This is a genomic window from Bradyrhizobium lablabi (assembly GCF_900141755.1).
Taxonomy (GTDB): domain Bacteria; phylum Pseudomonadota; class Alphaproteobacteria; order Rhizobiales; family Xanthobacteraceae; genus Bradyrhizobium; species Bradyrhizobium lablabi_A.
In genome coordinates this window covers 7,350,037-7,375,801 of record NZ_LT670844.1, presented here as the reverse complement: position 1 = coordinate 7,375,801, position 25,765 = coordinate 7,350,037, and the positions used below count along the sequence as shown (strand labels likewise).

The window sequence follows — 25,765 nt, the reverse complement described above, 5'->3', positions numbered from 1 at the left end:
AATGTTGACCGATCGCCGCCCGATCCTGCTCGCCAACGCCCGCCTGATCGATCCCTCGCGCGATTTCGACGGTATCGGCGACGTGCTGATTGCCGACGGCGTGATCCGCGAGTCCCGGCGCGGCATCGGCGCGGCCGGCGTTCCCGAAGGGACCGACATCGTCAATTGCGCCGGCAAGATCGTTGCACCCGGGCTCGTCGACATGCGCGCCTTTGTCGGTGAGCCCGGCGCCAGCCACCGGGAAACCTTTGCCTCCGCAAGCCAGGCGGCGGCAACCGGCGGCATCACCACCATCATCTGCCAGCCGGATACCTCGCCCGTCATCGACAATTCGGCGACGGTGGATTTTGTCCTGCGCCGCGCCCGCGACACCGCCATCGTCAACATTCATCCGATGGCGGCGCTGACAAAAGGCCTGCTGGGTGCGGAAATGACCGAGATCGGCCTGTTGAAGGCGGCAGGCGCCGTCGCCTTCACCGATGGCGAGACCAGCGTCACCAATGCGCAGGTGATGCGCCGCGCGCTGACCTATGCGCGGGATTTCGACGCGCTGATCGTGCACCACACCGAGGATCCTGATCTGGTCGGCGAAGGCGTCATGAACGAAGGCGAATTTGCGGCGCGCCTCGGCCTGGTCGGCATCCCTAACGCCGCCGAAGCGGTGATGCTGGAGCGCGACATGCGCCTGGTGGCCTTAACCGGCGGGCGCTATCACGCGGCCTCGCTGAGCTGCATCGAGTCGCTGGAAATTTTGAAGCGCGCCCGCGACGCCGGTCTTGCGGTCTCCGCCTCGGTGTCGATCAACCATCTGACGCTGAACGAGAACGACATCGGCCCCTACCGGACGTTCTTAAAACTATCGCCGCCGCTGCGCACCGAAGAGGACCGGCAGGCGCTGGTCGCAGCGGTTGCCTCCGGACTGATCGACGTCATCATGTCCGATCACAATCCGCAGGACGTCGAAGTCAAGCGGCTGCCGTTCGCGGAAGCCGCCGCGGGCGCGATCGGGCTGCAGACCATGCTGCCGGCAGGCCTGCGGCTGATCCACAATGGCGACATGGATTTTACGACGCTGATCCGCGCGATGTCGACGCGCCCGGCCGAGTTGCTGGGCCTGCCCGGCGGAACTTTGCGTCCGGGCGCGCCTGCCGATGTCATCGTGATCGATCCGGACACGCCATGGGTGCTCGACCCCGCCGATCTCAAATCGCAATGCAAGAACACGCCGTTCGACGAAGCCCGCTTCTCGGGCCGTGTCGTGCGCACGATTGTGGGCGGACGGACGGTCTATGAACTCGTCTGAAGCCCAATGAGCGGAAGAGCGGCGCCGGCGACTTCAGCGCGCCAGCATTTGCGTCAGCGCTTCCATCGATGTGCCGACGAGGATGGCCGCAAGATAGAGACCGAGGAAAATCAGTTCGAATCGCCTGCGCGCAAGCGGCATGTTAATCTCCCTTAATATCCGCGCCACGATCCAGATTTATGGTTAACAATCCGCTAATAGGCGCAACCGATGCGCGGGAAATATGCAGGGACGGGAGCAACCGCGATGTCTAGTGACGCCTTCCTGGTCGTTGCGTTCGGGCTCGGCTATCTCTTGGGCTCGATCCCGTTCGGTCTGATTCTGACAAAACTCGCCGGAACCCAGGATCTGCGCTCGATCGGCTCCGGCAATATCGGCGCCACCAACGTGCTGCGCACCGGCCGCAAGGGCCTCGCCGCGGCGACGCTGATCTGCGACATGCTCAAGGGCACCGCCGCGGTGCTGATCGCCAACTATTTCGGCGGCTTTAACGCAGCGATGCTGGCGGCCCTCGGCGCTTTTCTTGGCCATCTGTTTCCGGTGTGGCTCAACTTCAGGGGTGGCAAGGGTGTCGCGGTTTATATCGGCGTGCTGATCGGGATGTTCCCCCCCGCCGCCCTGGTGTTTTGCGTGCTATGGCTCGCGACCGCCGTGACCACGCGCTACTCCTCGCTGTCGGCCTTGGTTGCGAGTTTCATCACGCCGATTTTCCTGTGGTGGTTCGGCCATCCCGAATTGGCCTCGCTGTTCGTCGTGCTGACGCTATTGCTGTTCTACATGCACCGCGAAAATATCAAGCGGTTGCAGGCGGGGACCGAAGGGCGGATCGGGGAGAAGTAAGTCACCCTCTCTCCCGTCATCCCCGCGCCAGCGCCTCTTCAACGAAGCGCGCAGCCTCAAGCGCTCCCGCGTCGTCGCCAAATCCGGCGATCACCTGCACGCCCACCGGCAATCCGCCCTCGGCGATCGTGGCGGGAACATTGACGCAAGGGGTCCCCATCAGCGTCCAGAGCCGGTTGAAACGCGCATCGCCCGTCGATGCCAATCCCTTTGGCGCGGCACCTGGTGCGGAGAACGTCAGCAGGACGTCGATGTCCTCGAAGATGGCGGCCAATGCGGCTCGAGCCCGATCCGCGATCCGTCGCGCCTCGTCGTATTCGGCAGGCGTCGTGCCCCTGCTTTCGTCGAGCCTGCCCCGCAGCAAAGGCGGCATGGCGTCGTAATTGACGCGATATTCCCATGCGAATGCCTGGTGCGCCTCGAATTGCTGCACGGTCGGGTGGATGCGCCATGCTTCCGCAATGATCTCCGGCAGAGCCAGCGCGCGAACCGACGCGCCGGCGCGTTCCGCTGCAGCCAGCGCAATCCGCAATGCCTCGCTGCCGGCTGCCTCCGGCTCGCCGGCAAAATCCTGCATCACGACGCCGATGCGCGGGGCTGAGCTCGCCGCTCCGGGCAGCAATTCGGGCCGGCCCGTCATGGCCGCAAGCCCGTGCGCCAGATCCCTGACGCCGGCTGCGAACAGCCCCACGGTGTCGAGCGTCCACGAAAAGCATTTTACGCCGACGGTCGGCAGCAACCGATAGGTCGGCTTGATCGCGGCCACGCCGCAGAACGAGGCCGGCCGGATCACCGAACCGCCGGTCTGCGTCCCCAGCGCCAGCGGAATCATGCCGGCGCCTACGGCCGCCGCCGAGCCCGACGAAGACCCGCCCGGCGTATGAGCCGGGTTGTGCGGATTGAGTGTCGCCGTCGGATCGTTGGCCGCGAACGCCGTGGTCGTGGTCTTGCCCACGATCGTTGCGCCCGCCTGCTTCAACATCATCACCACGGGCGCATCAGCGCGCGGCCGCCATCCCCGGTAGATCGTCGAGCCCATTTCGGTCGGAAAGTCCGAGGTATCGATGATGTCCTTGATGCCGACGGCGATGCCACGCAGGGGACCTGTGCTCGCCGCGCGGGCGCCTTTCGCCCGGCAGACGAAGGCGCCGATGGTCTTGTCACGCTCGTCGGTGGCCGCACACGACTGGGCTATCGCGTCGTCGGCCGAAAGATCGCCGTGGTCGATACGGCGCTGAAGTTCGGCGAGCGACATCATCGGCATTTTTCCCCTTAAACGAGACCGAACCGCTTTTACGAACCGGCTCGGGATCGGGCAAGCGCCCGAGCCCGCCGCATGGCGCATTCCCCGATGCGCAATTGCACATGGGGAAATGACGGGCCCCCTTCCCCACGCGCTCAGGTTGATCCATGCTGCCCCATGGGGGACCGCGTGGACATCCAAACCTCAGAGACCACACACCTGACCGACGCCGAGCGCATCGACTGGCTGCGGCTGATCCGCTCCGACAATGTTGGGCCGCGGACGTTTCGTTCTCTGATCCGTCATTTCGGCAGCGCGCGAACCGCGCTGCAACGTCTGCCCGATCTGGCGCGGCGTGGCGGGGCTGATCGTCCGGGGCGGATTTGCAGCGAGGAAGATGCGCGCGCTGAGCTTGCCGCGAGCAAGCGGCTCGGCGTCACGCTTCTCGCGCCGGGCGAAGCCGGCTATCCGCCGCGGCTCGCCACGCTTGACGACGCGCCGCCGCTGCTTGGCGTGCGCGGCGCGCTCGATACGTTGATGCGGCCGATCATCGCGGTGGTCGGTTCGCGCAACGCCTCCGGCGCCGGGCTGAAATTTGCCGGCACGCTGTCGCGCGATCTAGGCGAAGCCGGTTTTGTCATTGCCTCGGGGCTGGCGCGCGGTATCGACCAGGCGGCGCATCGCGCCAGCATCGAAAGCGGCACCGTCGCCGTGCTGGCCGGCGGTCACGACCGGATTTATCCGCCCGAGCACCAGGACCTGCTGGCGGAGTTGATCGCCTCCGGAGGCGCGGCGATCTCCGAAATGCCGCTCGGCCATGCGCCGCGCGCACGGGATTTTCCGAGGCGCAACCGGCTGATATCGGGGGTGGCGCTCGGCGTCGTCGTGGTCGAGGCGGCACATCGCTCGGGCTCGCTGATCACCGCGAGGATCGCCGCCGAGCAGGGCCGCGAGGTGTTCGCAGTCCCCGGCTCGCCGCTCGATCCGCGCGCCGCCGGCACCAACGACCTGATCAAACAGGGCGCGACGCTGACGACGGAAGCCGCCGACGTCATCAACGCGGTCGAGCCGATCATGGAACGGCCGATCGAACTGCGTGAGCCGGACGACCAGCCGCTCGCCTCCGAGCCCGAGGCAACCGATCGCGCCCGCATCGTGGCGTTACTCGGTCCAACGCCAATTTTGCTCGACGATCTCATTCGGATGGCCGGGACAACGCCTGCGATCGTGCGCACCGTGCTGCTCGAGCTCGAACTCGCCGGCCGTCTCGAACGCCATGGCGGCGGGCTGGTGTCGCTGATCTAGCGATCAGCCGGTGTCATTGCGCCCGTCGAAGCGCGCCCGCGCGGCTTCGATCTCGGCCTGATGATCCTTCGCCCATTCGCCGAGCGCCACCACCGGGTGTGAGAGCCCCCGTCCGAGATCGGTCAGTTCATAGTCAACACGCGGCGGGATGGTTGGAAATACGGTGCGCGTGACCAGGCCGTCGCGCTCGAGACCGCGCAAGGTCAAGGTCAGCATCCGCTGCGAGATGCCGCCGATCATGCGCTTGATCTCGTTGAAACGCCGCGGGCCGTCGCCGAGCAGCATGATGACGAACACGCTCCATTTGTCGCCGACCCGCGCCAGGATCGAGGCGACGCCACGGCAATCGCTGTCGAGATGCGGTTGGGGCGGCAGGACAGGTACTCTGATGTGCTCGGGTTTCACTGATGTGCTCTTGTATCAAAAATGTGCGTTCTTGCGCGGTTTGCGGACAGTCACTCATATAGTCTCAGTTACAAACTTATACCAAGGGTGACCCAAATGAAACTCCTGCATATCGACTCCAGCGTTCTCGGCCCCCATTCCGTCAGCCGCCAGGTTTCCGCCGCAATCGTGGATCGCCTGCGCAAGGCGACACCTCGTCTTGAAATCGTCTATCGGGATCTCACTTCGACGCCGCTGGCCCATCTTTCGGGCTCGCATCTTGCCGCCGCCCAAGGGGCTACGCCCGAGGCCGCGCTATTGCATGACCTCGCCGCCGGTCAGGCCGTGCTGGACGAGTTTTTGGCCGCCGACATCGTGGTGCTCGGCGCGCCCATGTACAATTTTACCATCCCGAGCCAGCTCAAGGCCTGGATCGACCGCATCGTGGTGGCAGGCAAGACGTTCAAATATGGCGCACAAGGCGCCGAAGGATTGGCCGGCAACAAGCGCGTCATCATCGCGATCTCGCGCGGCGGATTTTATGGCTCAGGCACGCCCGCAGCCGTCGGCGAACATCTGGAAACCTACTTGCGCTGGGTGTTCGGCTTCATCGGCGTCAAGAACCTCGAATTGATTTCCGCCGACGGTGTGCAGGTCGGACCGGAGCACCGCGAGAAGGCGCTCGCAGATGCGCTGCAGGCGGCAACCAATCTTCACGCGGCGTAGCGGTCTTACTCGCAATACAGCAGATAGAAGCGACCATCATCCTCATGCCCGGCCATGTCCCTGGACTAAACACTTGTGCCGGGCATCCACGTCTTGGGGCAGAGTTAAGGACGGCGTGGATGGCCGGGACGACGCCCGGCCATGACAAACATTTGAGATTTTGTCGAAGGCGTTTAAAGCCAAACGCCCTGCACGCCGGTGAGGATCGCGACCAGCAATGCGGCCAGGCAAATTCCGGGAAACAACACGGCGGGATCGACCGAGCGATCGGTTTTCTCCGATGCGGCTGTAAATGTCGACATCGGTGTGAAGAAGTTAATGGCCCTCTGCATATCAAGCTCTCCAATGCGTCAGTGGTCAAATTGGCGTCCACTGAGATTGTCGGGCCTGCCGCGACAAAGGTTCAATTCGTCAGCCGCGTTCCGCAAGATAGCTCTGCTGCACGATGGAACCAACAGCACGATCGCGATGCTGATCATCGTCGATCGTGCTGATCGGATTCACAAATTTTGTCGAGTTCCATTTATCCGCGATAGATCGGCGCGCCAGCGGGGGATGCGGTAGCGCCTCCGTCGACGAAAATCTCCGCCCCTTGAACATTCGAAGCATCGTCAGAGGCGAGGAACAGCACGGTTTTCGCGACCTGTTCCGGCTTGCCGAAGCGTCCAAGCGGGATTGCTTTCGCGATGCGCGCTTCCAAAGCCGCGATGGCTTCCGGCGTCGGCGCGGTGCGGTTCCAGATCGGCGTGCTGGTGCCGCCCGGCGACACGACATTCACCCGGATGCCGCGCGGCGACAGTTCCGACGCCATCACGCGGGCCATGGCGCGAACGCCGGCCTTGCTGGCGGCATAGGCGGCATAGCCGGGATTGCCGAGCACTGAGATCACCGAGCCATTCAGAATAATCGAGGCGCCATCGCTCAGATGCGGTGCTGCCGCCTGCACGGTAAAGAAAACCGCGGTGATATTGGTCTTGAGCACGGACTCGAATGTTTCGAGCGACGTACCACCCACCGGTGTGCTTGCGCTGATGCCGGCATTGGCGAACACGATGTCGAGCTTGCCGAATTTTTCCACCGCCTGCTTGATCGCCCTTTCGGTGGCCGCGATATCGGTTGCGTCGGCCACGATCGGCAGCGCGTTCGGTCCGAGTTCCTTGGCGGCGGCTTCCAGCGTCGCCTGATTTCGCCCGGTGATAACGACGCGGGCGCCTTCGGCCACGAACAGCCGCGCGGTCGCAAGCCCGATGCCGCTGTTGCCGCCGGTAATGAATGCCGTCTTGTTTGCGAGCCGCATGGTGATCCTCTTTCGGTCAGGTGGTTGCATTATTAAACTTGGTTGCCATCTAGGGCATCTGGTTTCATAATGCAACCACACAACGCCGTGATCGGGAGCATCGACGGCCGGAGGACACGATGGTGAAACGGACTAGCCTTGAAAAGGCCGATTGCCCGGTTGCGCGATCGCTGGACGTGTTCGGCGACTGGTGGTCGCTCCTGATCATCCGCGACGCTTTCTTGGGGCTCCGCCGCTTCAGCGAATTCCAGAAGAACATCGGGCTGGCAAAAAACATCCTCACCGTGCGGCTGCGTGCCCTCGTCGAGCACGGCATTCTCAAGACGGTGCCGGCCTCCGACGGCAGCGCCTATCAGGAATATGTGCTGACGCCGAAGGGGCGCGGGGTGTTTCCGGTGCTGGTCGCGCTCCGGCAATGGAGCGAGGAGTTTTCCGCCGAGGGCGGCGGCTTCCCGACGCTTCTGGTCGATCGGGACAAAGGCCGGCCGGTGCGAAAGCTCGAGCTGCGCGCCAGCGATGGAAGGCTGCTCGGCGACGGCGATACGGAGCTGCGGCCGAATCCGAGCGCAAAACGCCCAAGGCGCGTTTCAGCGTGAGGGGCGCCGCGCCCTCAACTCGTCGTGCCCGGCCTTGTGCCGGGCATCCACGTCTTTCCAACCCCAACGCAAGAAAGACGTGGATGGCCGGGACGAGCCCGGCCATGACGAGAAAACATTCCCTCACGACAGCTTCCGCTTGCCGCGCAACCGGGCACGCTCCTCCGCTTCCATTTGCGCCATCTCGAGCAGAAGGATCAGCATGCCGAGCTTGTGGCGCCGCGCCAGTTTGGCCAGCTCGGTGGTCGTTTCGGCAATGAAGGCGGTGGCCTCGTCCGGCCCGCCATCGCCCACCGGCTCGTCGTTTTGCGAGCCCCTGCCCCGGGATCTGCTGGTTCGCCCCCGCTTTGTCTTGGCCAAAAATGACTTCCAGTAGGTGTCTTCTGGAAAAATTCTCCTATTGAGAGTGCAACTATGGGACGCATTTTACAACTTTTTTGACCAGGGAATGCGGCCCCTGCGGCCTCCATCAACATCTGTCGATTTGACAGGGGGCCCCTCACCACCCATGTTCGGGTCGAAACGGCCGACGCGAGTCTCGCGGAACCGGCCTTTATTTTTCCCGTAAGCCATTGGAATGACATGAATATCGTCATTGTGGAGTCGCCTGCAAAGGCCAAGACGATCAATAAGTATTTGGGCTCGTCCTATGAGGTTCTGGCCTCGTTCGGCCATGTCCGCGACCTTCCGGCCAAGAATGGATCGGTCGATCCGGACGCCAATTTCCAGATGATCTGGGAGGTCGACCCCAAGGCCGCCGGCCGGCTCAACGACATCGCCCGCGCCATCAAGGGCGCCGACCGCCTGATCCTCGCCACCGACCCCGATCGCGAGGGTGAAGCGATCTCCTGGCACGTGCTCGAAGTGCTGAAAGAAAAGCGCGCGCTGAAAGACCAGAAGATCGAGCGCGTGGTGTTCAATGCCATCACCAAGCAGGCGGTCACCGACGCGATGAAGCATCCGCGCCAGATCGATGGCGCGCTGGTCGATGCCTATATGGCGCGCCGCGCGCTGGACTATCTGGTCGGCTTTACCCTTTCGCCGGTGTTGTGGCGCAAACTGCCGGGCGCGCGCTCGGCGGGGCGCGTGCAGTCGGTGGCGCTGCGGCTGGTCTGCGACCGCGAACTGGAGATCGAGAAATTCGTGCCGCGCGAATATTGGTCGTTGGTTGCGACCCTGACGACGCCGCGCGGCGACGCGTTCGAGGCACGCCTGGTCGGCGCCGACGGCAAGAAGATTCAAAGGCTCGACATCGGCAGCGGCGCGGAAGCCGAAGATTTCAAGAAGGCGATCGAGGCAGCTAACTTCACGGTCACCACCGTGGAGGCAAAACCGGCGCGGCGCAATCCGCAGGCGCCGTTCACGACCTCGACGCTGCAGCAGGAAGCGAGCCGCAAGTTCGGCTTTGCGCCGGCGCACACCATGCGGATCGCGCAACGGCTCTATGAAGGCATCGACATCGGCGGCGAAACCACCGGCCTCATCACCTATATGCGAACCGACGGCGTCCAGATCGACAATTCGGCGATCACCCAGGCGCGCAAAGTGATCGGCGAGGATTACGGCAACGCCTATGTGCCGGACGCACCACGCCAGTACCAGACCAAAGCCAAGAACGCGCAGGAAGCGCACGAAGCGATCCGTCCGACCGATCTGTCGCGCCGGCCCGCGGAAATGCGCCGCCGCCTCGATGCCGATCAGGCAAAACTCTATGAACTGATCTGGATCCGCACCATCGCCAGCCAGATGGAATCGGCCGAACTGGAGCGCACCACCGTCGATATCACAGCGAAAGCCGGCGCCCGCGTGCTGGAACTGCGCGCCACCGGGCAGGTGATAAAATTCGACGGTTTTCTGGCGCTCTATCAGGAAGGCCGCGACGACGACGGTGATGACGAGGACAGCCGCCGCCTCCCCGCCATGAGCGAAGGCGAAGCGCTGAAGCGCCAGGACCTCGCCGTCACCCAGCATTTTACCGAGCCGCCGCCGCGATTCTCGGAAGCATCGCTGGTAAAACGCATGGAAGAGCTCGGCATCGGCCGCCCCTCGACTTACGCCTCGATCCTGCAGGTCTTAAAAGACCGCGGCTACGTCAAGCTCGAGAAGAAGCGCCTGCATGGCGAGGACAAGGGCCGCGTCGTCATCGCGTTCCTGGAGAATTTTTTCAGGCGCTACGTGGAGTATGACTTCACCGCCGATCTGGAAGAGCAGCTCGACCGCATCTCCAACAACGAGATCTCCTGGCAGCAGGTGCTGAAGGATTTTTGGGACGATTTCATTGGTGCGGTCAACGACATCAAGGACCTGCGGGTAACGCAAGTGCTGGATGCACTCGATGACATGCTGGGACCGCACATTTACCCGCCGCGCGAGGATGGCGGTGATGTCAGGCAGTGCCCGAGCTGCGGGAACGGCAAGCTCAACCTCAAGGCCGGAAAATTCGGCGCTTTCGTCGGCTGCTCCAATTATCCGGAGTGCCGCTATACGCGGCCGCTCGCCGCCGATAGCGAAGCCAGCGCCGACCGTATCCTGGGCAAGGATCCGGAGACCGATCTCGACGTCGTGGTGAAGGCCGGCCGGTTCGGCCCCTACATCCAGCTCGGCGAGCAAAAGGATTATGCAGAGGGCGAAAAGCCGAAGCGCGCCGGCATTCCGAAAAACATCTCGCCTTCCGATATCGAGCTTGATCTCGCCTTAAAACTGCTGTCGCTGCCGCGCGAGATCGGCAAGCATCCGGAGACCGGCGAGCCGATCACCGCGGGTCTCGGCCGCTTTGGGCCGTTCGTGCGCCACGAAAAGACCTATGCGAGCCTGGAGGCCGGCGACGAGGTGTTCGACATCGGGCTCAACCGCGCGGTGACGCTGATTGCCGAGAAAGTCGCAAAGGGCCCGAGCGGCCGCCGCTTCGGCGCCGACCCGGGAAAACCGATCGGCGATCATCCGACGCTGGGCACGGTCGCGGTCAAGAGCGGACGCTACGGTGCCTATGTCACGGCGGGTGGCGTCAATGCCACGATCCCGAGCGACAAGACGCAGGATACCATCACGCTGCCGGAAGCCATCGCGCTGATCGACGAACGCGTCGCCAAAGGCGGCGGCAAGCCCAAGCGCGGCGCCAAGAAAGCCAAAGTGGAGAAACCTGCCAAGACTGAGGCCGATACCAAGGTGACAAAGCCGGTCAAGAAGGCGCCGGCCAAGAAATCCGCCGCAAAGCCGACATCGGACGCCGTCAGCAAGGCGCGCGCGCCGGTGACACCGGCCGCCAAGACCTCGGTCGCAAAGCCGGCATCAGCCGCCAAAACGCCCGCGAAGAAAAGCGCGGGCAAGGCCCGGGGATAGAGTGGCGAAGAACCGCGAGCTCGGCTTTCCGGCCCGGGACGCCATCGTCGCCTTTATCCGCGCCCATCCGGAAAAAATCGGAACCCGCGAGATCGCGCGGGAATTCGGCCTGAAGAATGCCGACCGTGCCGAACTCAAGCGCATCCTGCGCGAACTAGCCGACGAAGGCACCATCAAGAAAAGCGGCAAGACAATTAGCGAACCCGCGGTGCTGCCGGCGACCTTGATGGCCGACATCACCGGGCGCGACAGCGATGGCGAATTGATCGCCACGCCGACCGAGTGGGATGAGGTCGAAAACGGCGAGCCGCCGAAAATCCGCATCCATATCCCGCGGCGTCCGCAGCCCGGCACCGCGGCCGGCGTCGGCGACCGCGCGCTGCTGCGGATCGAGAAATTGGAAGAGCGCGACGGCGCGCTCTACCGCGGGCGCGTCATCAAGGTCATCGATCACGCCAGGACCCGCGTGCTCGGGATCTTTCGTGCTCTCCCCGGCGGCGGTGGACGGCTCATTCCCGTCGACAAGAAGCAGGCCGGCCGCGAGCTCAACATCGCCAAGGCCGACGCCGGCGGCGCCGAGGATGGCGATCTCGTCAGCGTCGATCTGATACGCACGCGCGGATTTGGGCTCGCCTCCGGCGAGGTCAAGGAGCGGCTCGGCTCGCTGGCGAGCGAGAAAGCGGTCAGCCTGATCGCCATTCATGCCCACGAAATTCCGCAGGCGTTTTCGCCCGCAGCACTCCGCGAGGCGGAAGAGGCAAAGCCCGCAACATTGAAGGGCCGCGAGGACTGGCGCGACGTGCCGCTGGTGACGATCGATCCGCCCGACGCCAAGGACCATGACGACGCGGTGCACGCCGAGCCTGATCCCGATCCGAACAACAAGGGCGGCTACATCGTCAACGTCGCGATCGCCGACGTCGCGTTCTATGTGCGGCCGGGATCGGCGCTCGATCGTGACGCGCTGACCCGCGGCAATTCGGTGTATTTTCCGGATCGCGTGGTGCCGATGCTGCCCGAGCGCATTTCTAATGATCTGTGCTCGCTGGTGCCGGGCCAGCCGCGCGGCGCGCTCGCGGTGCGGATGGCGATCGGCAATGACGGCCGCAAGCGCTCGCACAGCTTTCATCGGATCTTGATGCGCTCGGCCGCGAAACTGAGTTACGCGCAGGCGCAAGCCGCGATCGACGGACGGCCCGACGACGTAACCGGTCCCCTGCTCGATCCGATTTTAAAACCGCTCTACGACGCGTATGCTGTGGTAAAGCGCGCGCGCGATGAGCGCGACCCGCTCGATCTCGACATTCCCGAGCGCAAGATCTTGCTGAAACCCGACGGCATGGTTGATCGCGTCATCGTGCCGGAGCGGCTCGATGCGCATAAATTGATCGAAGAATTCATGATCCTTGCCAATGTCGCCGCGGCGGAAATGCTTGAAAAACAGGCACTGCCGCTTATCTACCGGGTGCACGATGAACCGACGCTCGAGAAGGTTCATAACCTTCAGGAATTTTTGAAGACGCTCGATCTGCCGTTCGCGAAAAGCGGCGCGTTGCGCCCCTCGCTGTTCAATCGCGTGCTGGCGCGGGTCAAGGGACATGATTCCGAACCGCTGGTGAATGAAGTGGTGTTGCGCTCGCAAGCCCAGGCCGAATACGCCGCCGAGAACTATGGTCACTTCGGCCTCAACCTGCGGCGCTATGCGCATTTCACCTCGCCGATCCGCCGCTACGCCGACCTCGTCGTGCACCGCGCCCTGATCCGCGGCCTGGGCCTCGGCGAAGGCGCGCTACCGGAGACCGAGACGGTGGAAACGCTGACCGAGGTCGCTGCGCAAATCTCCGTCACCGAACGGCGCGCGATGAAGGCGGAGCGCGAAACCGCCGATCGCCTGATCGCGCATTTTCTCGCCGACCGCATCGGGGCGACCTTTCAGGGCCGCATTTCCGGCGTCACCCGCGCCGGACTGTTCGTCAAACTTTCGGATACCGGCGCCGACGGTTTTGTGCCGATCCGCACCTTGGGGACGGAGTATTTCAACTATGACGAGACGCGCCATGCGCTGATCGGCTCGCGCAGCGGTGCCATGCACCGGCTGGGTGACGTTGTCGACGTCCGTCTGGTAGAAGCTGCACCCGTTGCCGGCGCGCTGCGGTTCGAATTGCTGTCGGAAGGCCAGTCCATTTCGCGCGGCAGAAGGCGCGAACCGACGCGCGATGGTTCCAGGGCGCAGGCGAAGGCGCATCCCGGCAATAAACAGCGCAAGAAGGATCGCAGCCCGGGCAAGGCCAAGCCCGGCAAATCGCGAAAGGGCAAAGCTTCAAAGGACAGGTCATGGAAACCGTGAGCGAACAGCCAAAAGTCTGGACGCAGGATTCCGCGTCAGGCGAAAAACGCAACGTCTGGCTCGCCTTGAAACGCGGATTGCGCGGCCGCTGCCCGCGCTGCGGCCAGGGCAAACTGTTTCGCGCCTTTTTGAAGGTCGCCGATCACTGCGAGGTCTGCGGGCTCGATTTCACCCCGCACCGCGCCGACGATCTGCCCGCCTATCTTGTGATCGTCATCGTCGGCCACATCGTGGTGCCGACCATCCTGTGGGTTGAAACCAATTATTCGCCGCCAGTGCCGCTGCAGCTTGCGATCTATCTGCCGCTCACGCTGGTGCTGTCGTTGCTGTTGCTGCAACCGGTGAAAGGCGCCGTGGTCGGCGTGCAATGGGCGATGCGCATGCATGGATTTGACGAACAAAATCCGGAGCCGTAGATCAGGCTGTTACAATCAAGAAACGAAAATGGGGTGGCGGGAGTGAGATGAGCGAGACGGAAAAGATTGAAAAGGAAGCCGATCATCACCCCTATCGCCGCCCGGTCGACGCCGCCACGCTGATCCTGGTCGACCGCAGCGCGACCACCCCCAAGGTTCTGGTCGGCAAGCGCCACGACAAGGTGGTGTTCATGCCCGGCAAATTCGTCTTTCCCGGCGGGCGCGTCGACAAGACCGACAACCGCGTTCCCGTGGCCGCGCCGATCCCAAAAGCGCTTGAGGAAAACCTGCTCAGAGGCAGTCCAAAAATCACAGCCTCGCGGGCGCGCTCGCTGACCATCGCAGCGATCCGCGAGGCCTGCGAAGAGACCGGCCTTTGCCTGGGCAGCAAGAGCAACGGCGCGACACCGGCCCTCGAAGGCGCCTGGAAGCCCTTTACCGAGGCAGGCCTGCTGCCCGATCCATCCGGATTATTTCTGATCGCGCGCGCGATCACCCCGCCCGGCCGCGTGCGCCGCTTCGATACGCGGTTTTTCACTGCGGACGCTTCGACCATTGCCCATCGCGTCGAGGGCGTGATCCATGCCGATGCTGAACTGGTGGAATTGGTCTGGGTCGAGATCGGCTCAAAGCCGCTCGCCGACCTTCATCCCATGACCAAGAATGTTCTGGGCGAACTCGAAAAGCGCCTCGCCACCGGACCCCTAAACCACGACGCGCCAGTGCCGTTTTTCCATTTCTACGGCGGCAGGATGCACAGGGATGTGCTGGGGGCGTAGCGGCCCCTCCCCGTCATTGCCTGCGACAAACGCGAAGCGTTTGCGCAAGGGAGCATTTGCGACGAAGCAATCCATGCCTCGGCATACCAAAGCTGGATTGCTTCGCTTCGCTCGCAATGACGCAGGAATAATCCTCCCGTCCTGGTGCAAATTGCAAAATTCTTCCTGCCATCCTGATGGCACGGCTTTGCAAAATCCCCATCTATTCCTGAACAACAACCATCACGGAACGGGGCCATGGCAAAACGGCAACTCAAGCTCGGCGCGTTCATGCGGCCGGTCAGCATTCATACCGGCGCGTGGCGCTATCCCGGGGCCTGGCCGGATGCCAATTTCAACTTCGCCCACATCAAGCGCCTGATCCAGAAGCTGGAGGCCGGCAAATTCGACGCCTTCTTCATGGCCGATCACCTGGCCGTGCTGAACATGCCGGTCAATGCCTTGAAACGCAGCCACACCGTCACCTCGTTCGAGCCGTTCACGCTGTTGTCGGCGCTATCGGCCGTCACCGAACATATCGGGCTGATCGCGACCGGTTCGACCACGTTTGACGAGCCCTATCATGTCGCCCGCCGCTTTGCCTCGCTCGATCACATCAGCGGCGGCCGCGCCGGCTGGAACATCGTCACCACGTCGAACCCGGACGCAGCGCTGAATTTCGGGCTCGACGACCACATGGAGCACGCCGAGCGCTATCGTCGTGCGCGCGAATTCTACGACGTGGTGACGGGCCTGTGGGATTCGTTTGCCGACGACGCGTTTGTGCGGGACGTCGAAAGCGGTCTCTTCTTCGATCCCGAAAAAATGCACGTGCTCAATCACAAGGGAAAATATCTGTCCGTGCGCGGCCCGCTCAATATTGCCCGCCCGGTGCAGGGCTGGCCCGTGATCGTCCAGGCCGGCGCCTCCGATGACGGCAGGCAGCTTGCGGCGGAAACCGCGGAAGCCGTATTCACCGGCGGCGGCAGCCTCTCTGACGGCCAAAAGCTTTATGCCGACATCAAGGGCCGCATGGACAAACTTGGCCGCAACCGTGACGACCTTAAAATCCTGCCGGGCGCCTTTGTCGTGGTCGGCGACAGCGTCGAAGAGGCAAAAGAGAAGCGCGCGTTGCTCGACAGCCGGGTGCATTACGAAAGCGCGATCGCCTCGCTCTCGGTCATGCTCGGCACCGATGCGTCCGGCTTCGATCCCGACGGGCAATTGCCAGACATCCCCGAGACCAATGCCTCCAAGAGCGGTCGCCAGCGACTGGTCGATATCGCCGCCCGCGACAAGCTCACGGTGCGCCAGCTGGCGCAACGCGTCGGCGGTTATGGCGGGCTGTCGTTCGTCGGCACGCCCAAGGTCATCGCCGATCAGATGGAGGAATGGCTGACCAGCTTTGGCTGCGACGGTTTCAACATCATGTTCCCGTTCCTGCCCGCCGGCCTCGACGATTTCGTCGACAAGGTCGTGCCGGAACTGCAACGGCGCGAAATTTTCCGCACCCACTATGAGGGCCGGACACTGCGGGAAAATCTGGGACTGCCGAGGCCGAAAAACCGGTTCTTTGAGGGTTAGCTTATTTCAAGAAAGCCGGCGTCGGTTTGTGACCGCCGTCTAGGCAGGAAGATGTGCCCGGAGGAAGGAACGTATCTGGCGCACCGCCAACGGTATCCGCTCCTTGGGCTCCTTCCAGGGGAACATGCTCACTTCGGCCTTGGGCGCGAGCGTCGCGGCCTCCATCGCGACGGCATACGGATGCGCCGGGATGTCATCGGGCAGGATCAGTACGGGCGTCTGGCAATTGCGGACGAAATCGCGCGTCACGGTGAAGACGAAATCCGGGTTGATGCGGTACATCCTGGTCAGGAATTTATCGACCACCTCCATTGTGATATCGGGCCGCCGGGCGACTAGCTCCGGGCCCCAGCCCTTCATATTGTTTTCGTAAAAGAGGTCGCGCATCTCCGGACGCGACCCGCTGGGCTGCGCCAGCACGGCCGCAACAATACGATCGGGTGCCCGCCGCAACAGGTTCCAGATCATGGGACCGCCGATGCAGAATCCCAGCACCAGAAACTTGTCGATGCCCAGATGGTCCATCAGACCAAGGTGGTCGTCGGTGTAGGCGTCCCAGGGTCGGTCGGCTTCGAGCGGGCCGGACGATTGGCCGCCCTTGGCATTGCGCAGGTCCGCCGCGATGCAACGGTATTCCCCCTTGAACTCCTCCATCGGGTTGAAGGGCGAGCTGCTGGTCAGGGCTGAGATCGTCGAGTTCAGTCCCCCGCCGGCAATCACCATCAACGGGAAGCCGGAACCGGCCTCCTCGAAGTAGATGCGAACGGCGCCTTTCTCGTAAGTGCCCATGGCCGCTCCTCCCTGCCCGGTTTGCTGCGCAAACAGGCGCGTGCCCGCGGTCGCCACCGCCGTCGCCGCGACACCCGTTGCCAGTATAGTGCGTCTGATTGGATCCATCGCCGGCTTGCTTCCCGGTCCTTGCCATAGCCGCGGAGGGCCTCGTGAATGTTGGCATCCGGGGTGCGCAACTTTGTAGCACAGGTCGTAGCAGCCAAAAAACCGCCTCTTGGGAAGCTAATTACCGAAAATATGCCGGTTTCGACCTTCAAACCTTGACTTTGGGCCGTCAGAAGCTAGGTTGCGCGGCGAATGCGCCCCCTTGATGGGCTGGCGCCCGATTCCAGAAATCAAAGGTTTTTAACATGGCCAAAGCGGTCACCATCAAGGTCAAGCTCGTTTCCACGGCGGATACCGGCTTCTATTACGTCGCCAAGAAGAATTCCCGCACCATGACCGACAAGCTGGTCAAGAAGAAGTACGACCCGGTCGCGCGTAAGCACGTCGAGTTCAAGGAATCCAAGATCAAGTAAGATCGCGGATAGCGTGACTTCGACGGGGCCTTGCGGCCCCGTTCTTATTTGTGCGCCGGACTACGCCGTAGCCACCAAAGGCGGCCGTGTCGGCCGTATCAGCGCGAACGCCACCTGGATGATCCCCGCCGCAAGCCCCACGGAGACGCCGATCCGCCAGGCCAGCGTGTACGAGCCGAGCGCGTCATAGATCAGCCCGCCGCCATATGCACCGACAAAACTGCCGAGCTGGTGGCTCATGAAGGCAAGCCCCTGGATCATCGCCTGCCATTGCAGCCCAAACATCTCGGCGACCGCGCCTGCGACGAGCGGCCCGACGCCGAGCCACAAAAATCCCATGATCGCGCCGAACAGCAAGGTCGTTGCCGGCGACGGCGGCAGCATGAAATACCAGCCGAGCGCCAGCGACCTGAAAACGTAGATGCCGCCGAGCAGCGCGAGCTTGTTCCAGCGCCCGCCGGCCCAGCCGAAAAACAGACTGCCCAGCACATTGAAGCCGCCGATGACGCCGAGCGTCTGCGCGCTCAACATCGGGTCCATGCCGCAGATCAACAGATAAGACGGCAGATGCGTGGTGATGAAGACGAGCTGCATGCCGCAGACGAAATAGGCGCAGGTCATCACCACGAAGGAGGCGTTGCCGAACGCGATTTTCGTCGCGACCGCCGCCGAAGTATCGGCGATATCGTCGGAGGCCCGCGGCGGCAGCGGGACCTTGTCCACCCTGCCGGCGAACCAGGCGGCTGGCAGCAGCGCCAGCGACAAAATGACAAAACCGGCAAGGCCGGTTCTCCAGCCGTAGCCCTCATTGAGCATCTGCCCGATCGGCGCCGACAATAACGCGCCGAGCGACCCCGCCGCCGAGACGATGCCGAGGACCGTGCTGCGGACGACCGCGGGTACCGCACGCGCCGCCACCGACATCGCAATTGCTGCCGCCGTGCAGGCCAGCGACATCCCGATCAACACGCCGGCGCCGAGCATGACGCTGACAAACCCCTGCGCGCCCGCCATCAGCGTCAGCCCCGCGATATAAAGCAGCGCGCCCACCATCATGATGGTGCGAAAGCCGTACCGCACCGTGAAGGCGCCGGCGAGCGGCTGCAGGAAACCCCAGGCGAGGTTTTGCACGGCAATCGCCAGCGTAAACTGGGTCACCGATATGCCGACGTCGTGGGTCAAAGGCTGCAGGAAGATGCCGAGCGACTGCCGCAGGCCCATGCTCAGGCTGAGCATCAGCGAGGCACCGATCAGAATGGGAAGCGTGGGGCGGAGCATCTGCACCAGGGGCATTTTTCTTGTTCTCCCTCTCGGTCGCAGCTTTGAAAATTGCGGCCAGCCGTCGCATCGGGCTTGATTACACCGATCTGTGTAATTAACATGGCATTCGGCGCTGCTGTCAAGGGCAAAATAACACAGGTCTGTGTAACGATGTCCACCCCCGAAAAGCCCACCATGAAAGAGCGGATTCTCGAAACCGCCGACCGGCTGTTTTATCTGCAGGGCATCCGCGCCGTCGGCGTCGATACGATTGCCGCCGAGATCGGCATCAGTAAGCGCACGCTCTACAACCATTTTCCGTCGAAAGACGCGCTGATATCGGCCTATCTCGAGCGCCGCTTCATCCAGGCGCCGGCATCCGACAGGCCGCCGGCCGAGCAGATTCTGCGCACCTTCGATTCGCTGGAGCGGCGCTTCGGCTCACGCGATTTTCGCGGCTGCCCGTTCGTCAACGCGGTTGCCGAACTCGGCGCGGAAGACGCGGCGGTCAAGAAGATCGCGGTCGCCTTCAAGGAAAGCCGCCGCGTCTGGTTTCGCGATCTGTTGATCAAGCTCAAGGTCGCCAACGCCGACGATCTGGCGACACAGCTCACGCTTTTGGTCGATGGCTCGATCGCGCAGGATCTGGTGCGCAACGATCCGTCGATGGCGCGTGCCGCGAAGCAAGCCGCGCGGGTGCTGCTGGAGAATGCGGGCGTTGAGGTCGGCGAGCACACACCCTCGTCGTCCCCGCGAAAGCGGGGATCCATACGCCGTGACCGTGCGATGTGAAACAGGTGGCCGTGGCTAGATTACTTTCAACCATGACCGCTGATGGTGACGACTATGCCGCGGCTGCCACCACGCGGTTGCGGCCGTCATGCTTGGCGCGATAGAGCGCGTTGTCGGCGCGCTTGAGCACGTCGGCGACGGGCTCGCCTTTCAGCTCCAGCGTCGACAGCCCGATCGAGATCGTGACCTCGATTCGCTTTGCGCCCTTGTTGACGGAGAAAGGTTCGCCCGCGATCGAGCGTCGCAGTCGTTCGGCCACCATGCCCGCGACATGCAGATCGGTCTCCGGCATGACGATGACGAATTCCTCGCCGCCATAGCGGCAGGCGAGATCGATGCCGCGGATCGACTTGCGCACCCTGACCGCGAATTCACGGAGCACGTCGTCGCCGGCGTCGTGGCCGTAAGTATCGTTAATCGCCTTGAAGAAATCGATGTCGAGCATCATCAGCGCCAGCGGCTTGCCGCGGGCCGCGGCCTGCTCGGCGAGCGTACTGAGATGGCTTTCCATGTAGCGGCGGTTATGCAGGCCGGTCAGCGCATCGGTGATCGCCATCTCGATCGAATTCTGCACGTTGTCGCGCAGATGGTCGGTGTAGCGGCGCTTGCGGATCTGGGTACGCACGCGCGCCAGCAATTCGTGCTTGTCGACCGGGCGCAGCAGATAGTCGTTGACGCCGATCTCGAGCCCGCGGAGCAGCCGCGTATTGTTGTCGGCGTCCGCGATGGCGAGTATAGGCACCGCCCGCGTCCGCTCCAGCGAGCGCGCCTGGCTGCACAGCCGAAGGCCGTCGAAATTGTCCAGGCCAAGCGAGACGATCAGAAGATCGTAGTTGCCATCGGCGGCATGAAACAGCGCTTCGGATGGATTGGTTTCGACGTCGACGCTGTGCTCGGCGGAGAGCATCGGCGCCAGCCGCTCATAGGATGACGGCCGGTCGTCGACCAGGAGGATGCGTCCGCCCTTGCCGGTGTCGGCCACCGCACTTCGCTCCGGCGCCTGCACGCCGATCTCGAGCGAGGTGATGGCGCGCATGCGCAATTCATCGGTCATCATCTTGAGCCGCGTCAGCGAGCGCACCCGCGCGATCAACACGATGTCGGACACCGGTTTTGTCAGGAAATCGTCGGCGCCAGCCTCCAGGCCGCGGACGCGATCGGCGGGACTGTCCAGCGCCGTCACCATCACCACCGGAATGAAATGGGTGGCCGGATTTGACTTCAGGCGGCGGCAGACTTCAAAACCGTCGATATCGGGCATCATGACGTCGAGCAGGATGATGTCGCATTCGGCGCGCGCGCAGATCGCCAGCGCCTCCGCGCCGTTGGCCGCCGTCAGGACGTCGAAATACTCCGCCGACAGTCGCGCTTCCAATAGCTTGACGTTGGCGGGGACATCGTCGACGACAAGGATACGCGCGGACATTGAAAATTTCCCCTACCCGATAAAGCGCCGAACCGTTTCAATAAATTTGCCGACCGAGATCGGCTTGGACAAATACGCCTCGCAGCCGCCTTCGCGGATGCGCTCCTCGTCGCCCTTCATCGCGAAGGCCGTGACCGCGACCACGGGAATCCCGCGCAGCTCGGGATCGTCCTTGATCCAGCGCGTCACCTCGAGGCCGGAAACCTGTGGCAGCTGGATATCCATCAACACGAGATCAGGACGCAGCTTGCGGACGAGATCGAGCGCCTCGAAACCGTTGGAGGTGCCCGACGTCTGATAGCCATGCGCTTCCAAGAGATCGCGAAAGAGCTTCATATTCAGCTCGTTGTCCTCCACGATCAGGACGGTTTTTGCCATCCCGTCCCTCCCATTCCCCGGAGACAGACCCCGCCGGGCGTCTCAAAAAGTGAATTCAAACTAGCGCCAGATTCGCTCCAACCCGTTAAGCCCGGGTGCGATGGTTCGCGAAGTGGTTTCCACTTGCTTGAACACGTTCCGCAGACTCGGGCATGATGGTTTTAAAATAGAGACCATAAGTTAGCGAAAGGCAAACGCATCCGTTGAAAAAGCCTGTTCAAAACCCCCGGGAAGTAGCTGAAATCGTTGCAGTTCAGGCTCTCTCTTTCATTGCGGGCGAGCCCGAACGGTTAGGGTTATTCCTGGCCGAAAGCGGGATTGGCCCGGAGACCCTGCGCACCGCGGCGGCCGACCCGCGCTTTCTTGCCAGCGTGCTGGATTTCGTGATGCGCGATGACGCAACCGTGAAGGCGTTTGCGAGCGCCTCGCAACTTCATCCGACCAACATTGCCGCAGCGCACCAGGCGCTCAACGATCCCCAGTGGGAGCGCGATGTGCCGTGAAACCTGCCGCGCCAGCGCTCGGGGGGCCGACCTGCTTTTGCCGGGACTGCCTCCATGACCTGGACTTGGCGGCGCGGCGATGCGGCGAATGCGGCTCCCCTCGTCTGGTCCGCCACCGCGCGCTGCCACAGCTGACGCTTGCCCATATCGACTGCGACGCGTTCTACGCCACCGTCGAGAAGCGCGACAACCCTGATCTCGCCGACAAGCCGGTCATCATCGGCGGCGGCAAGCGCGGTGTGGTGTCGGCGGCCTGCTACATCTCCCGCACCTTTGGCGTGCGCTCGGCGATGCCGATGTTCAAGGCACTCGCGCTGTGCCCGTCGGCGACGGTGATCCGGCCCGATATGGCAAAATATGTCCGGGTCGGACGCGAGGTGCGCCATGCCATGCAGGCGCTGACGCCGCTGGTCGAGCCGCTTTCGATCGACGAAGCCTTTCTCGATCTCTCCGGGACCGAGCGCGTGCACGGGATGATCCCGGCAAAAGTGCTGGCGCGTTTCGCCCGTGAGGTCGAGCGCAATATCGGGATCACGGTTTCGGTCGGCCTGTCCTGCAATAAGTTTCTGGCCAAGATCGCATCCGACCTCGACAAGCCGCGCGGCTTTGCCGCGCTCGATCAGGAGGAAGCCCGCGCCATGCTCGCCGAAAAGCCGGTCGGATTCATCTTTGGCGTTGGACCGGCAACGCAGGAGCGGCTGATCCAGCGCGGTTTTCGCACCATCGCCGATCTGCAGCGCGCCGATGAGGTCGAACTGATGAAACAGTTCTCGAGCGAAGGCCGCCGGCTGTGGCAGCTGGCGCGCGGCATCGACGATCGCCGCGTCGTTGCCGATCGCGGCGCCAAGACCATTTCCAGCGAGACCACTTTTGAAAATGACATTCGCGATTTTGCGACGCTGGAAAAACTGTTGTGGCGGCTTTCCGAGAAAGTATCAGCGCGGCTCAAAAATGGTGAGCTTGCGGGATCCACCATCACCTTAAAACTGAAGACCGCCGATTTCCGGCAGCGCACCCGATCGCAATCGATCCACGCCCCGACCCAGCTCGCCGCAAAAATCTTTGCAATCTCCCGCGAAATGCTGGCCAAGGAAATCGACGGCACGTCGTTCCGACTGATGGGCACCGGCGTCAGCGCGCTGCGCCCGGGCTCGCAGGCCGACGACACCGACATGCTCGACCGCCGCTCGGCCCATGCCGAACGCGCGATGGACGACCTGCGCAAGAAGTTTGGCAGCACCGCCGTGATCAGGGGAATTGCGTATGACGGGCCGGAGAAGACGGCGGAGGAGGACGAGTGACACCCGAGCCGCCTACCACCGTCATTGCGAGCCAACAGGTCGCGCGAACGCGCGCCCGATGACAGGCTCTGCGAAGCAATCCATGTCTCCGCGGAACAGGCTGGATTGCTTCGTCGCAAGCGCTCCTCGCAATGATGGCGGAAGGAGCTTGGCCCGCAATGACGCGGGCTACTTCGGCGCTTCCGCCGTCTTACACGGCTTGGAATCCTTGGCGTCGAATTTGCCGAGCGCGCCGGAAATGACAAAATCATTGTAGTCGAGCACCAGCGCCCGCGAGACGCCGTTCTCGAACAGCTCGAACGACATCGCGTAAACCGGCGTCTGTTCGCCCTCCTTGGCCTTGGCGTCGCGGTCGTAATAGCTCACGGTCACCGGCCAGCGCGTCATCGCTTTCATCTGATCGTTGGTGGTGGAGGGATCGGGCTCCGCGATGGTGCGGTCGCCCGGGATCGGCTGCCCGATCACGGTCAGCGTGTTGTAGACTTTTTCGCCATTGTCCGATCCGTCATAGACGGTCAGCTCGAGCAACGATTTGCCCGCCTTCGCCGCGGCAATGATGCGCTGAATCTGCTCGGTCGGGAACACCGTGGCACCATCGAGCGTGAACGTCTTGACCTCGGGCAGCTTCAATTTGACGGTGATGTGATCGCCGGTGCGCTCCGCGACCCCGTCGACCGGGCTCGAATCGGCGTCGTTCATCCGCGCATCGATCTTGAAGCGGTAGCTCTTGCCGGCGCCATCCTCCCAGGAGGTCGAACGCAGATCGCTCAGCGTCAGCTTGCCCTCGCCGCTGTCGAGTTCGGAGACCTGCCTGAATTCCGAGGTGTAGCCTTCGCAGGCACTGCCGGAGAAATTATAGAGGATGCGCCCCCGCGCGCTGTTGATCGAATTTGAACCGCGCGATTTCACGAGGCTCAGTTCATACAGCGCCTGATGTGCCAGAAAGGGTCCGCCCGCCGCCGCCTCGACGCCCGTGGTCGCAACGTTCGATACAACCGCAACGGCGGCCGCGGTCCACAGCAGCGATCGGACATTTCGGGACGAAATCCGGAACGAGCAGGCCATGTGTTTTCCTCGAAATTGGGATATGTCACCTTAATGACCGCCCTATTGCGCCGCAACTAGGGCCACTTCACGAAAACGTACGGATTTGCCACCGCCATGCCATGTTTTTTGGCATTCCGCCGCTGAGCGGCGCTGGCTTGCATGTGAGGGCGCGATGCGCGAAACAAGCGGGCCCGATCCGAGCGGGATCGGGCGCAAGTGAAATCAAACGGGGACGAAACATGGCGGGTACGGTCGAGCAGAAACTGGCGGCACAGGGCATCGTCTTGCACGAGCCCGCAAGCCCGGTGGCGAATTATGTCGGCTTCGTGCGCACCGGAAACCTGCTGTTCGTGTCGGGCCAGGTTTGCTTCGACGCGCAGGGCAAATTGATCGCCAAGGGCAAGCTCGGCGCCGGCGTCACCGTCGAACAGGGCAACGCCGCGGCGCGCGGTTGCGCCATCAATTTGTTGGCGCAGATCAAGGCCGCGCTCGGCGACCTTGACAAGGTGGTGCGCGTGGTCCGGCTCGGCGGTTTTGTCAATTCCGCCCCGGATTTTCTCGATGGTCCAAAAGTCTTGAACGGCGCCTCCGACCTGATGGTCGCGGCCTTCGGCGATAAGGGGCGCCATGCCCGCACCACTGTCGGCGTTGCGTCGCTTCCCGCTGACGCATCGGTGGAGGTCGAAGGAATCTTCGAGGTCTCGTAACGGACGGTTCAAGGTGAGCGCGCCCGACTGGCTGACGGCCCGCCCGGTAGCCCATCGCGGCCTGCACGACCGCGCCCGCAGCATCATAGAGAACATGCCGGGCGCGGCACAGGCCGCGGTATCAGGCAATTTTGCCATCGAATGCGACATCCAGCTTACCGCCGATGGCGAAGCGATGGTGCATCATGACGACGCGCTCGGGCGCCTCACCGAAGGCTCAGGGCCCCTGCTCGGCATGACCGCATCCGAGCTTCGGGCGGTCAGGTTCAAGGATACGTCCGAGCGAATGATGTCGCTTGGCGATCTCTGCGCGCTGGTCAACGGCCGCGTGCCGCTCGTCATCGAGGTGAAGAGCCATTTCGACGGCGACCGCAAGCTGGTGAAGCGGATGGCTGAGGTGCTGTCGTCCTACGACGGCCCAGCGGTCGGCATGTCGTTCGACCCGGATCAGGTCGAGGCGTTGCGCAAGCTCATCCCGTCGCGCCCGCGCGGCATCGTGGCCGAACGCCATTACACCGAAGCCGACTGGCCGGAGGCCTCGCCCGCCCAGCGCCGCGGCATGACGCATCTGCGGCACTTCTTTCGCAGCAGGCCGGATTTCATCGCCTATTGGGTCGACGAATTGCCGGCTGCCGCGCCCTGGATCGCCCGCAACATCTTCGGCTGTCCGCTGCTCACCTGGACCGTACGCACGCCGGTACAGCGCGAGTGGGCTTCTCGTTATGCCGATCAGATGATTTTTGAAGGCTTTTTGCCGTAGGGTCTGATCCAGCTCTGCTGGACCAGACCCGTCGTTTTAGTTTTGGGTATGATCTTATCCGAAAACCGGTTCCCACTTTTCGGGATCATGCCCATAACCTGACCAAGCGGCGCGCCCTTGAAGTCGTCGCTGCAATGCACGAT

At 63.1% G+C, this 25,765-nt stretch carries 26 protein-coding genes; 16 read left to right on the top strand and 10 right to left on the bottom strand.

Annotated elements, in window-relative coordinates; translation table 11 throughout:
- Position 1: 1 nt before the first annotated feature.
- Both B5526_RS34450 and plsY read left to right on the top strand, forming a co-directional pair.
- Positions 2–1,303, top strand: coding sequence for a dihydroorotase (locus tag B5526_RS34450; RefSeq protein WP_079544098.1), 1,302 nt, complete (start codon positions 2–4; stop codon positions 1,301–1,303).
- Between the two features lie 246 nt (positions 1,304–1,549).
- Positions 1,550–2,143: a glycerol-3-phosphate 1-O-acyltransferase PlsY gene (plsY, locus tag B5526_RS34445; protein ID WP_079545877.1), complete on the top strand. Its 594-nt coding sequence runs from the start codon at positions 1,550–1,552 to the stop codon at positions 2,141–2,143.
- A gap of 16 nt (positions 2,144–2,159) precedes the next feature.
- Here the strand turns inward: plsY and B5526_RS34440 are convergent, their stop codons facing one another.
- A complete protein-coding gene (locus B5526_RS34440) occupies positions 2,160–3,401 on the bottom strand; it encodes an amidase (RefSeq protein WP_079544097.1) in 1,242 nt (413 codons plus the stop codon).
- A gap of 162 nt (positions 3,402–3,563) precedes the next feature.
- On the opposite strand from B5526_RS34440, the gene dprA reads away from it, so the two are divergent.
- Positions 3,564–4,691 (top strand): DNA-processing protein DprA, encoded by a 1,128-nt coding sequence (dprA, locus tag B5526_RS34435; protein ID WP_154071605.1) that lies wholly within the window; start codon positions 3,564–3,566, stop codon positions 4,689–4,691.
- 3 nt (positions 4,692–4,694) lie between these two features.
- On the opposite strand, the gene B5526_RS34430 is transcribed toward dprA, so the two are convergent.
- The gene (locus B5526_RS34430) at positions 4,695–5,096 is read right to left on the bottom strand and encodes a winged helix-turn-helix transcriptional regulator (RefSeq protein ID WP_079544096.1); all 402 of its coding nucleotides are present in this window, start codon (positions 5,094–5,096) and stop codon (positions 4,695–4,697) included.
- Positions 5,097–5,192: 96 nt separating this feature from the next.
- Here B5526_RS34430 and B5526_RS34425 point away from each other — a divergent pair, with 96 nt between their 5' ends.
- Positions 5,193–5,801, top strand: coding sequence for an FMN-dependent NADH-azoreductase (locus B5526_RS34425; RefSeq protein ID WP_079544095.1), 609 nt, complete (start codon positions 5,193–5,195; stop codon positions 5,799–5,801).
- 173 nt (positions 5,802–5,974) lie between these two features.
- Here the strand turns inward: B5526_RS34425 and B5526_RS38235 are convergent, their stop codons facing one another.
- Together B5526_RS38235 and B5526_RS34420 are read right to left on the bottom strand one after the other, a co-directional pair.
- Positions 5,975–6,133: a hypothetical protein gene (locus tag B5526_RS38235; protein ID WP_154071604.1), complete on the bottom strand. Its 159-nt coding sequence runs from the start codon at positions 6,131–6,133 to the stop codon at positions 5,975–5,977.
- Positions 6,134–6,324: 191 nt separating this feature from the next.
- Positions 6,325–7,098 (bottom strand): glucose 1-dehydrogenase, encoded by a 774-nt coding sequence (locus B5526_RS34420; protein WP_079544094.1) that lies wholly within the window; start codon positions 7,096–7,098, stop codon positions 6,325–6,327.
- A gap of 119 nt (positions 7,099–7,217) precedes the next feature.
- On the opposite strand from B5526_RS34420, the gene B5526_RS34415 reads away from it, so the two are divergent.
- Positions 7,218–7,694 (top strand): winged helix-turn-helix transcriptional regulator, encoded by a 477-nt coding sequence (locus B5526_RS34415; protein WP_079544093.1) that lies wholly within the window; start codon positions 7,218–7,220, stop codon positions 7,692–7,694.
- 123 nt (positions 7,695–7,817) lie between these two features.
- Here B5526_RS34415 and B5526_RS34410 read toward each other — a convergent pair whose 3' ends face one another.
- Complete coding sequence (locus B5526_RS34410; RefSeq protein ID WP_079544092.1) at positions 7,818–8,054, bottom strand: hypothetical protein; 237 nt, start codon at positions 8,052–8,054, stop codon at positions 7,818–7,820.
- A 222-nt stretch (positions 8,055–8,276) separates the two neighbouring features.
- Here B5526_RS34410 and topA point away from each other — a divergent pair, with 222 nt between their 5' ends.
- The 5 genes from topA to B5526_RS34385 all read left to right on the top strand — a co-directional run bounded on the left by topA (position 8,277) and on the right by B5526_RS34385 (position 16,138).
- Complete coding sequence (gene topA, locus B5526_RS34405) at positions 8,277–11,033, top strand: type I DNA topoisomerase (protein WP_079544091.1); 2,757 nt, start codon at positions 8,277–8,279, stop codon at positions 11,031–11,033.
- A gap of 1 nt (position 11,034) precedes the next feature.
- Entirely contained in the window at positions 11,035–13,380 is a 2,346-nt protein-coding gene (gene rnr, locus B5526_RS34400; RefSeq protein ID WP_079544090.1) for a ribonuclease R, read from the top strand.
- The gene (locus B5526_RS34395) at positions 13,368–13,796 is read left to right on the top strand and encodes a DUF983 domain-containing protein (RefSeq protein ID WP_079544089.1); all 429 of its coding nucleotides are present in this window, start codon (positions 13,368–13,370) and stop codon (positions 13,794–13,796) included. Before rnr ends, B5526_RS34395 begins: the two co-directional genes overlap by 13 nt.
- Positions 13,797–13,843: 47 nt before the next feature.
- Positions 13,844–14,575 (top strand): NUDIX hydrolase, encoded by a 732-nt coding sequence (locus B5526_RS34390; protein WP_079544088.1) that lies wholly within the window; start codon positions 13,844–13,846, stop codon positions 14,573–14,575.
- 237 nt (positions 14,576–14,812) lie between these two features.
- Complete coding sequence (locus B5526_RS34385; RefSeq protein ID WP_079544087.1) at positions 14,813–16,138, top strand: LLM class flavin-dependent oxidoreductase; 1,326 nt, start codon at positions 14,813–14,815, stop codon at positions 16,136–16,138.
- Between the two features lie 39 nt (positions 16,139–16,177).
- Here B5526_RS34385 and B5526_RS34380 read toward each other — a convergent pair whose 3' ends face one another.
- A complete protein-coding gene (locus tag B5526_RS34380; protein WP_079544086.1) occupies positions 16,178–17,035 on the bottom strand; it encodes an alpha/beta fold hydrolase in 858 nt (285 codons plus the stop codon).
- Positions 17,036–17,280: 245 nt separating this feature from the next.
- Here B5526_RS34380 and rpmG point away from each other — a divergent pair, with 245 nt between their 5' ends.
- Positions 17,281–17,448: a 50S ribosomal protein L33 gene (rpmG, locus tag B5526_RS34375; RefSeq protein ID WP_027537094.1), complete on the top strand. Its 168-nt coding sequence runs from the start codon at positions 17,281–17,283 to the stop codon at positions 17,446–17,448.
- A gap of 60 nt (positions 17,449–17,508) precedes the next feature.
- Here the strand turns inward: rpmG and B5526_RS34370 are convergent, their stop codons facing one another.
- Positions 17,509–18,741, bottom strand: a complete 1,233-nt coding sequence (locus B5526_RS34370; RefSeq protein ID WP_079544085.1) for an MFS transporter — start codon at positions 18,739–18,741, stop codon at positions 17,509–17,511.
- 138 nt (positions 18,742–18,879) lie between these two features.
- On the opposite strand from B5526_RS34370, the gene B5526_RS34365 reads away from it, so the two are divergent.
- Entirely contained in the window at positions 18,880–19,500 is a 621-nt protein-coding gene (locus B5526_RS34365; RefSeq protein WP_079545872.1) for a TetR/AcrR family transcriptional regulator, read from the top strand.
- A gap of 52 nt (positions 19,501–19,552) precedes the next feature.
- On the opposite strand, the gene B5526_RS34360 is transcribed toward B5526_RS34365, so the two are convergent.
- Both B5526_RS34360 and B5526_RS34355 read right to left on the bottom strand, forming a co-directional pair.
- Entirely contained in the window at positions 19,553–20,926 is a 1,374-nt protein-coding gene (locus B5526_RS34360) for a PleD family two-component system response regulator (protein ID WP_079544084.1), read from the bottom strand.
- A gap of 12 nt (positions 20,927–20,938) precedes the next feature.
- Positions 20,939–21,304: a response regulator gene (locus tag B5526_RS34355; RefSeq protein ID WP_079544083.1), complete on the bottom strand. Its 366-nt coding sequence runs from the start codon at positions 21,302–21,304 to the stop codon at positions 20,939–20,941.
- Between the two features lie 203 nt (positions 21,305–21,507).
- Between B5526_RS34355 and B5526_RS34350 the strand changes: the two genes are divergently transcribed.
- Both B5526_RS34350 and B5526_RS34345 read left to right on the top strand, forming a co-directional pair.
- Positions 21,508–21,807: a DUF3572 domain-containing protein gene (locus tag B5526_RS34350; RefSeq protein WP_079544082.1), complete on the top strand. Its 300-nt coding sequence runs from the start codon at positions 21,508–21,510 to the stop codon at positions 21,805–21,807.
- Positions 21,786–23,108 (top strand): DNA polymerase IV, encoded by a 1,323-nt coding sequence (locus B5526_RS34345; protein WP_079544081.1) that lies wholly within the window; start codon positions 21,786–21,788, stop codon positions 23,106–23,108. The genes B5526_RS34350 and B5526_RS34345 overlap by 22 nt, the downstream gene beginning before the upstream one ends.
- A 168-nt stretch (positions 23,109–23,276) precedes the next feature.
- Here B5526_RS34345 and B5526_RS34340 read toward each other — a convergent pair whose 3' ends face one another.
- Positions 23,277–24,173 (bottom strand): cell envelope integrity EipB family protein, encoded by an 897-nt coding sequence (locus B5526_RS34340; RefSeq protein ID WP_079544080.1) that lies wholly within the window; start codon positions 24,171–24,173, stop codon positions 23,277–23,279.
- A gap of 221 nt (positions 24,174–24,394) precedes the next feature.
- Here B5526_RS34340 and B5526_RS34335 point away from each other — a divergent pair, with 221 nt between their 5' ends.
- A complete protein-coding gene (locus B5526_RS34335; protein ID WP_079545870.1) occupies positions 24,395–24,862 on the top strand; it encodes a RidA family protein in 468 nt (155 codons plus the stop codon).
- Positions 24,863–24,875: 13 nt separating this feature from the next.
- Positions 24,876–25,622, top strand: coding sequence for a glycerophosphodiester phosphodiesterase (locus B5526_RS34330; protein ID WP_079544079.1), 747 nt, complete (start codon positions 24,876–24,878; stop codon positions 25,620–25,622).
- Positions 25,623–25,765: the final 143 nt, after the last annotated feature.

Coding starts and splice junctions, on each gene's coding strand:
- B5526_RS34450 (WP_079544098.1), top strand. CDS start 2: ATGTTGACCGATCGCCGCCCGATCCTGCTCGCCAACGCCCGCCTGATC.
- plsY (WP_079545877.1), top strand. CDS start 1,550: ATGTCTAGTGACGCCTTCCTGGTCGTTGCGTTCGGGCTCGGCTATCTC.
- B5526_RS34440 (WP_079544097.1), bottom strand. CDS start 3,401: ATGATGTCGCTCGCCGAACTTCAGCGCCGTATCGACCACGGCGATCTT.
- dprA (WP_154071605.1), top strand. CDS start 3,564: ATGGGGGACCGCGTGGACATCCAAACCTCAGAGACCACACACCTGACC.
- B5526_RS34425 (WP_079544095.1), top strand. CDS start 5,193: ATGAAACTCCTGCATATCGACTCCAGCGTTCTCGGCCCCCATTCCGTC.
- B5526_RS38235 (WP_154071604.1), bottom strand. CDS start 6,133: ATGCAGAGGGCCATTAACTTCTTCACACCGATGTCGACATTTACAGCC.
- B5526_RS34420 (WP_079544094.1), bottom strand. CDS start 7,098: ATGCGGCTCGCAAACAAGACGGCATTCATTACCGGCGGCAACAGCGGC.
- B5526_RS34415 (WP_079544093.1), top strand. CDS start 7,218: ATGGTGAAACGGACTAGCCTTGAAAAGGCCGATTGCCCGGTTGCGCGA.
- topA (WP_079544091.1), top strand. CDS start 8,277: ATGAATATCGTCATTGTGGAGTCGCCTGCAAAGGCCAAGACGATCAAT.
- B5526_RS34395 (WP_079544089.1), top strand. CDS start 13,368: ATGGAAACCGTGAGCGAACAGCCAAAAGTCTGGACGCAGGATTCCGCG.
- B5526_RS34390 (WP_079544088.1), top strand. CDS start 13,844: ATGAGCGAGACGGAAAAGATTGAAAAGGAAGCCGATCATCACCCCTAT.
- B5526_RS34385 (WP_079544087.1), top strand. CDS start 14,813: ATGGCAAAACGGCAACTCAAGCTCGGCGCGTTCATGCGGCCGGTCAGC.
- B5526_RS34380 (WP_079544086.1), bottom strand. CDS start 17,035: ATGGATCCAATCAGACGCACTATACTGGCAACGGGTGTCGCGGCGACG.
- rpmG (WP_027537094.1), top strand. CDS start 17,281: ATGGCCAAAGCGGTCACCATCAAGGTCAAGCTCGTTTCCACGGCGGAT.
- B5526_RS34370 (WP_079544085.1), bottom strand. CDS start 18,741: ATGCCCCTGGTGCAGATGCTCCGCCCCACGCTTCCCATTCTGATCGGT.
- B5526_RS34365 (WP_079545872.1), top strand. CDS start 18,880: ATGTCCACCCCCGAAAAGCCCACCATGAAAGAGCGGATTCTCGAAACC.
- B5526_RS34360 (WP_079544084.1), bottom strand. CDS start 20,926: ATGTCCGCGCGTATCCTTGTCGTCGACGATGTCCCCGCCAACGTCAAG.
- B5526_RS34355 (WP_079544083.1), bottom strand. CDS start 21,304: ATGGCAAAAACCGTCCTGATCGTGGAGGACAACGAGCTGAATATGAAG.
- B5526_RS34340 (WP_079544080.1), bottom strand. CDS start 24,173: ATGGCCTGCTCGTTCCGGATTTCGTCCCGAAATGTCCGATCGCTGCTG.
- B5526_RS34335 (WP_079545870.1), top strand. CDS start 24,395: ATGGCGGGTACGGTCGAGCAGAAACTGGCGGCACAGGGCATCGTCTTG.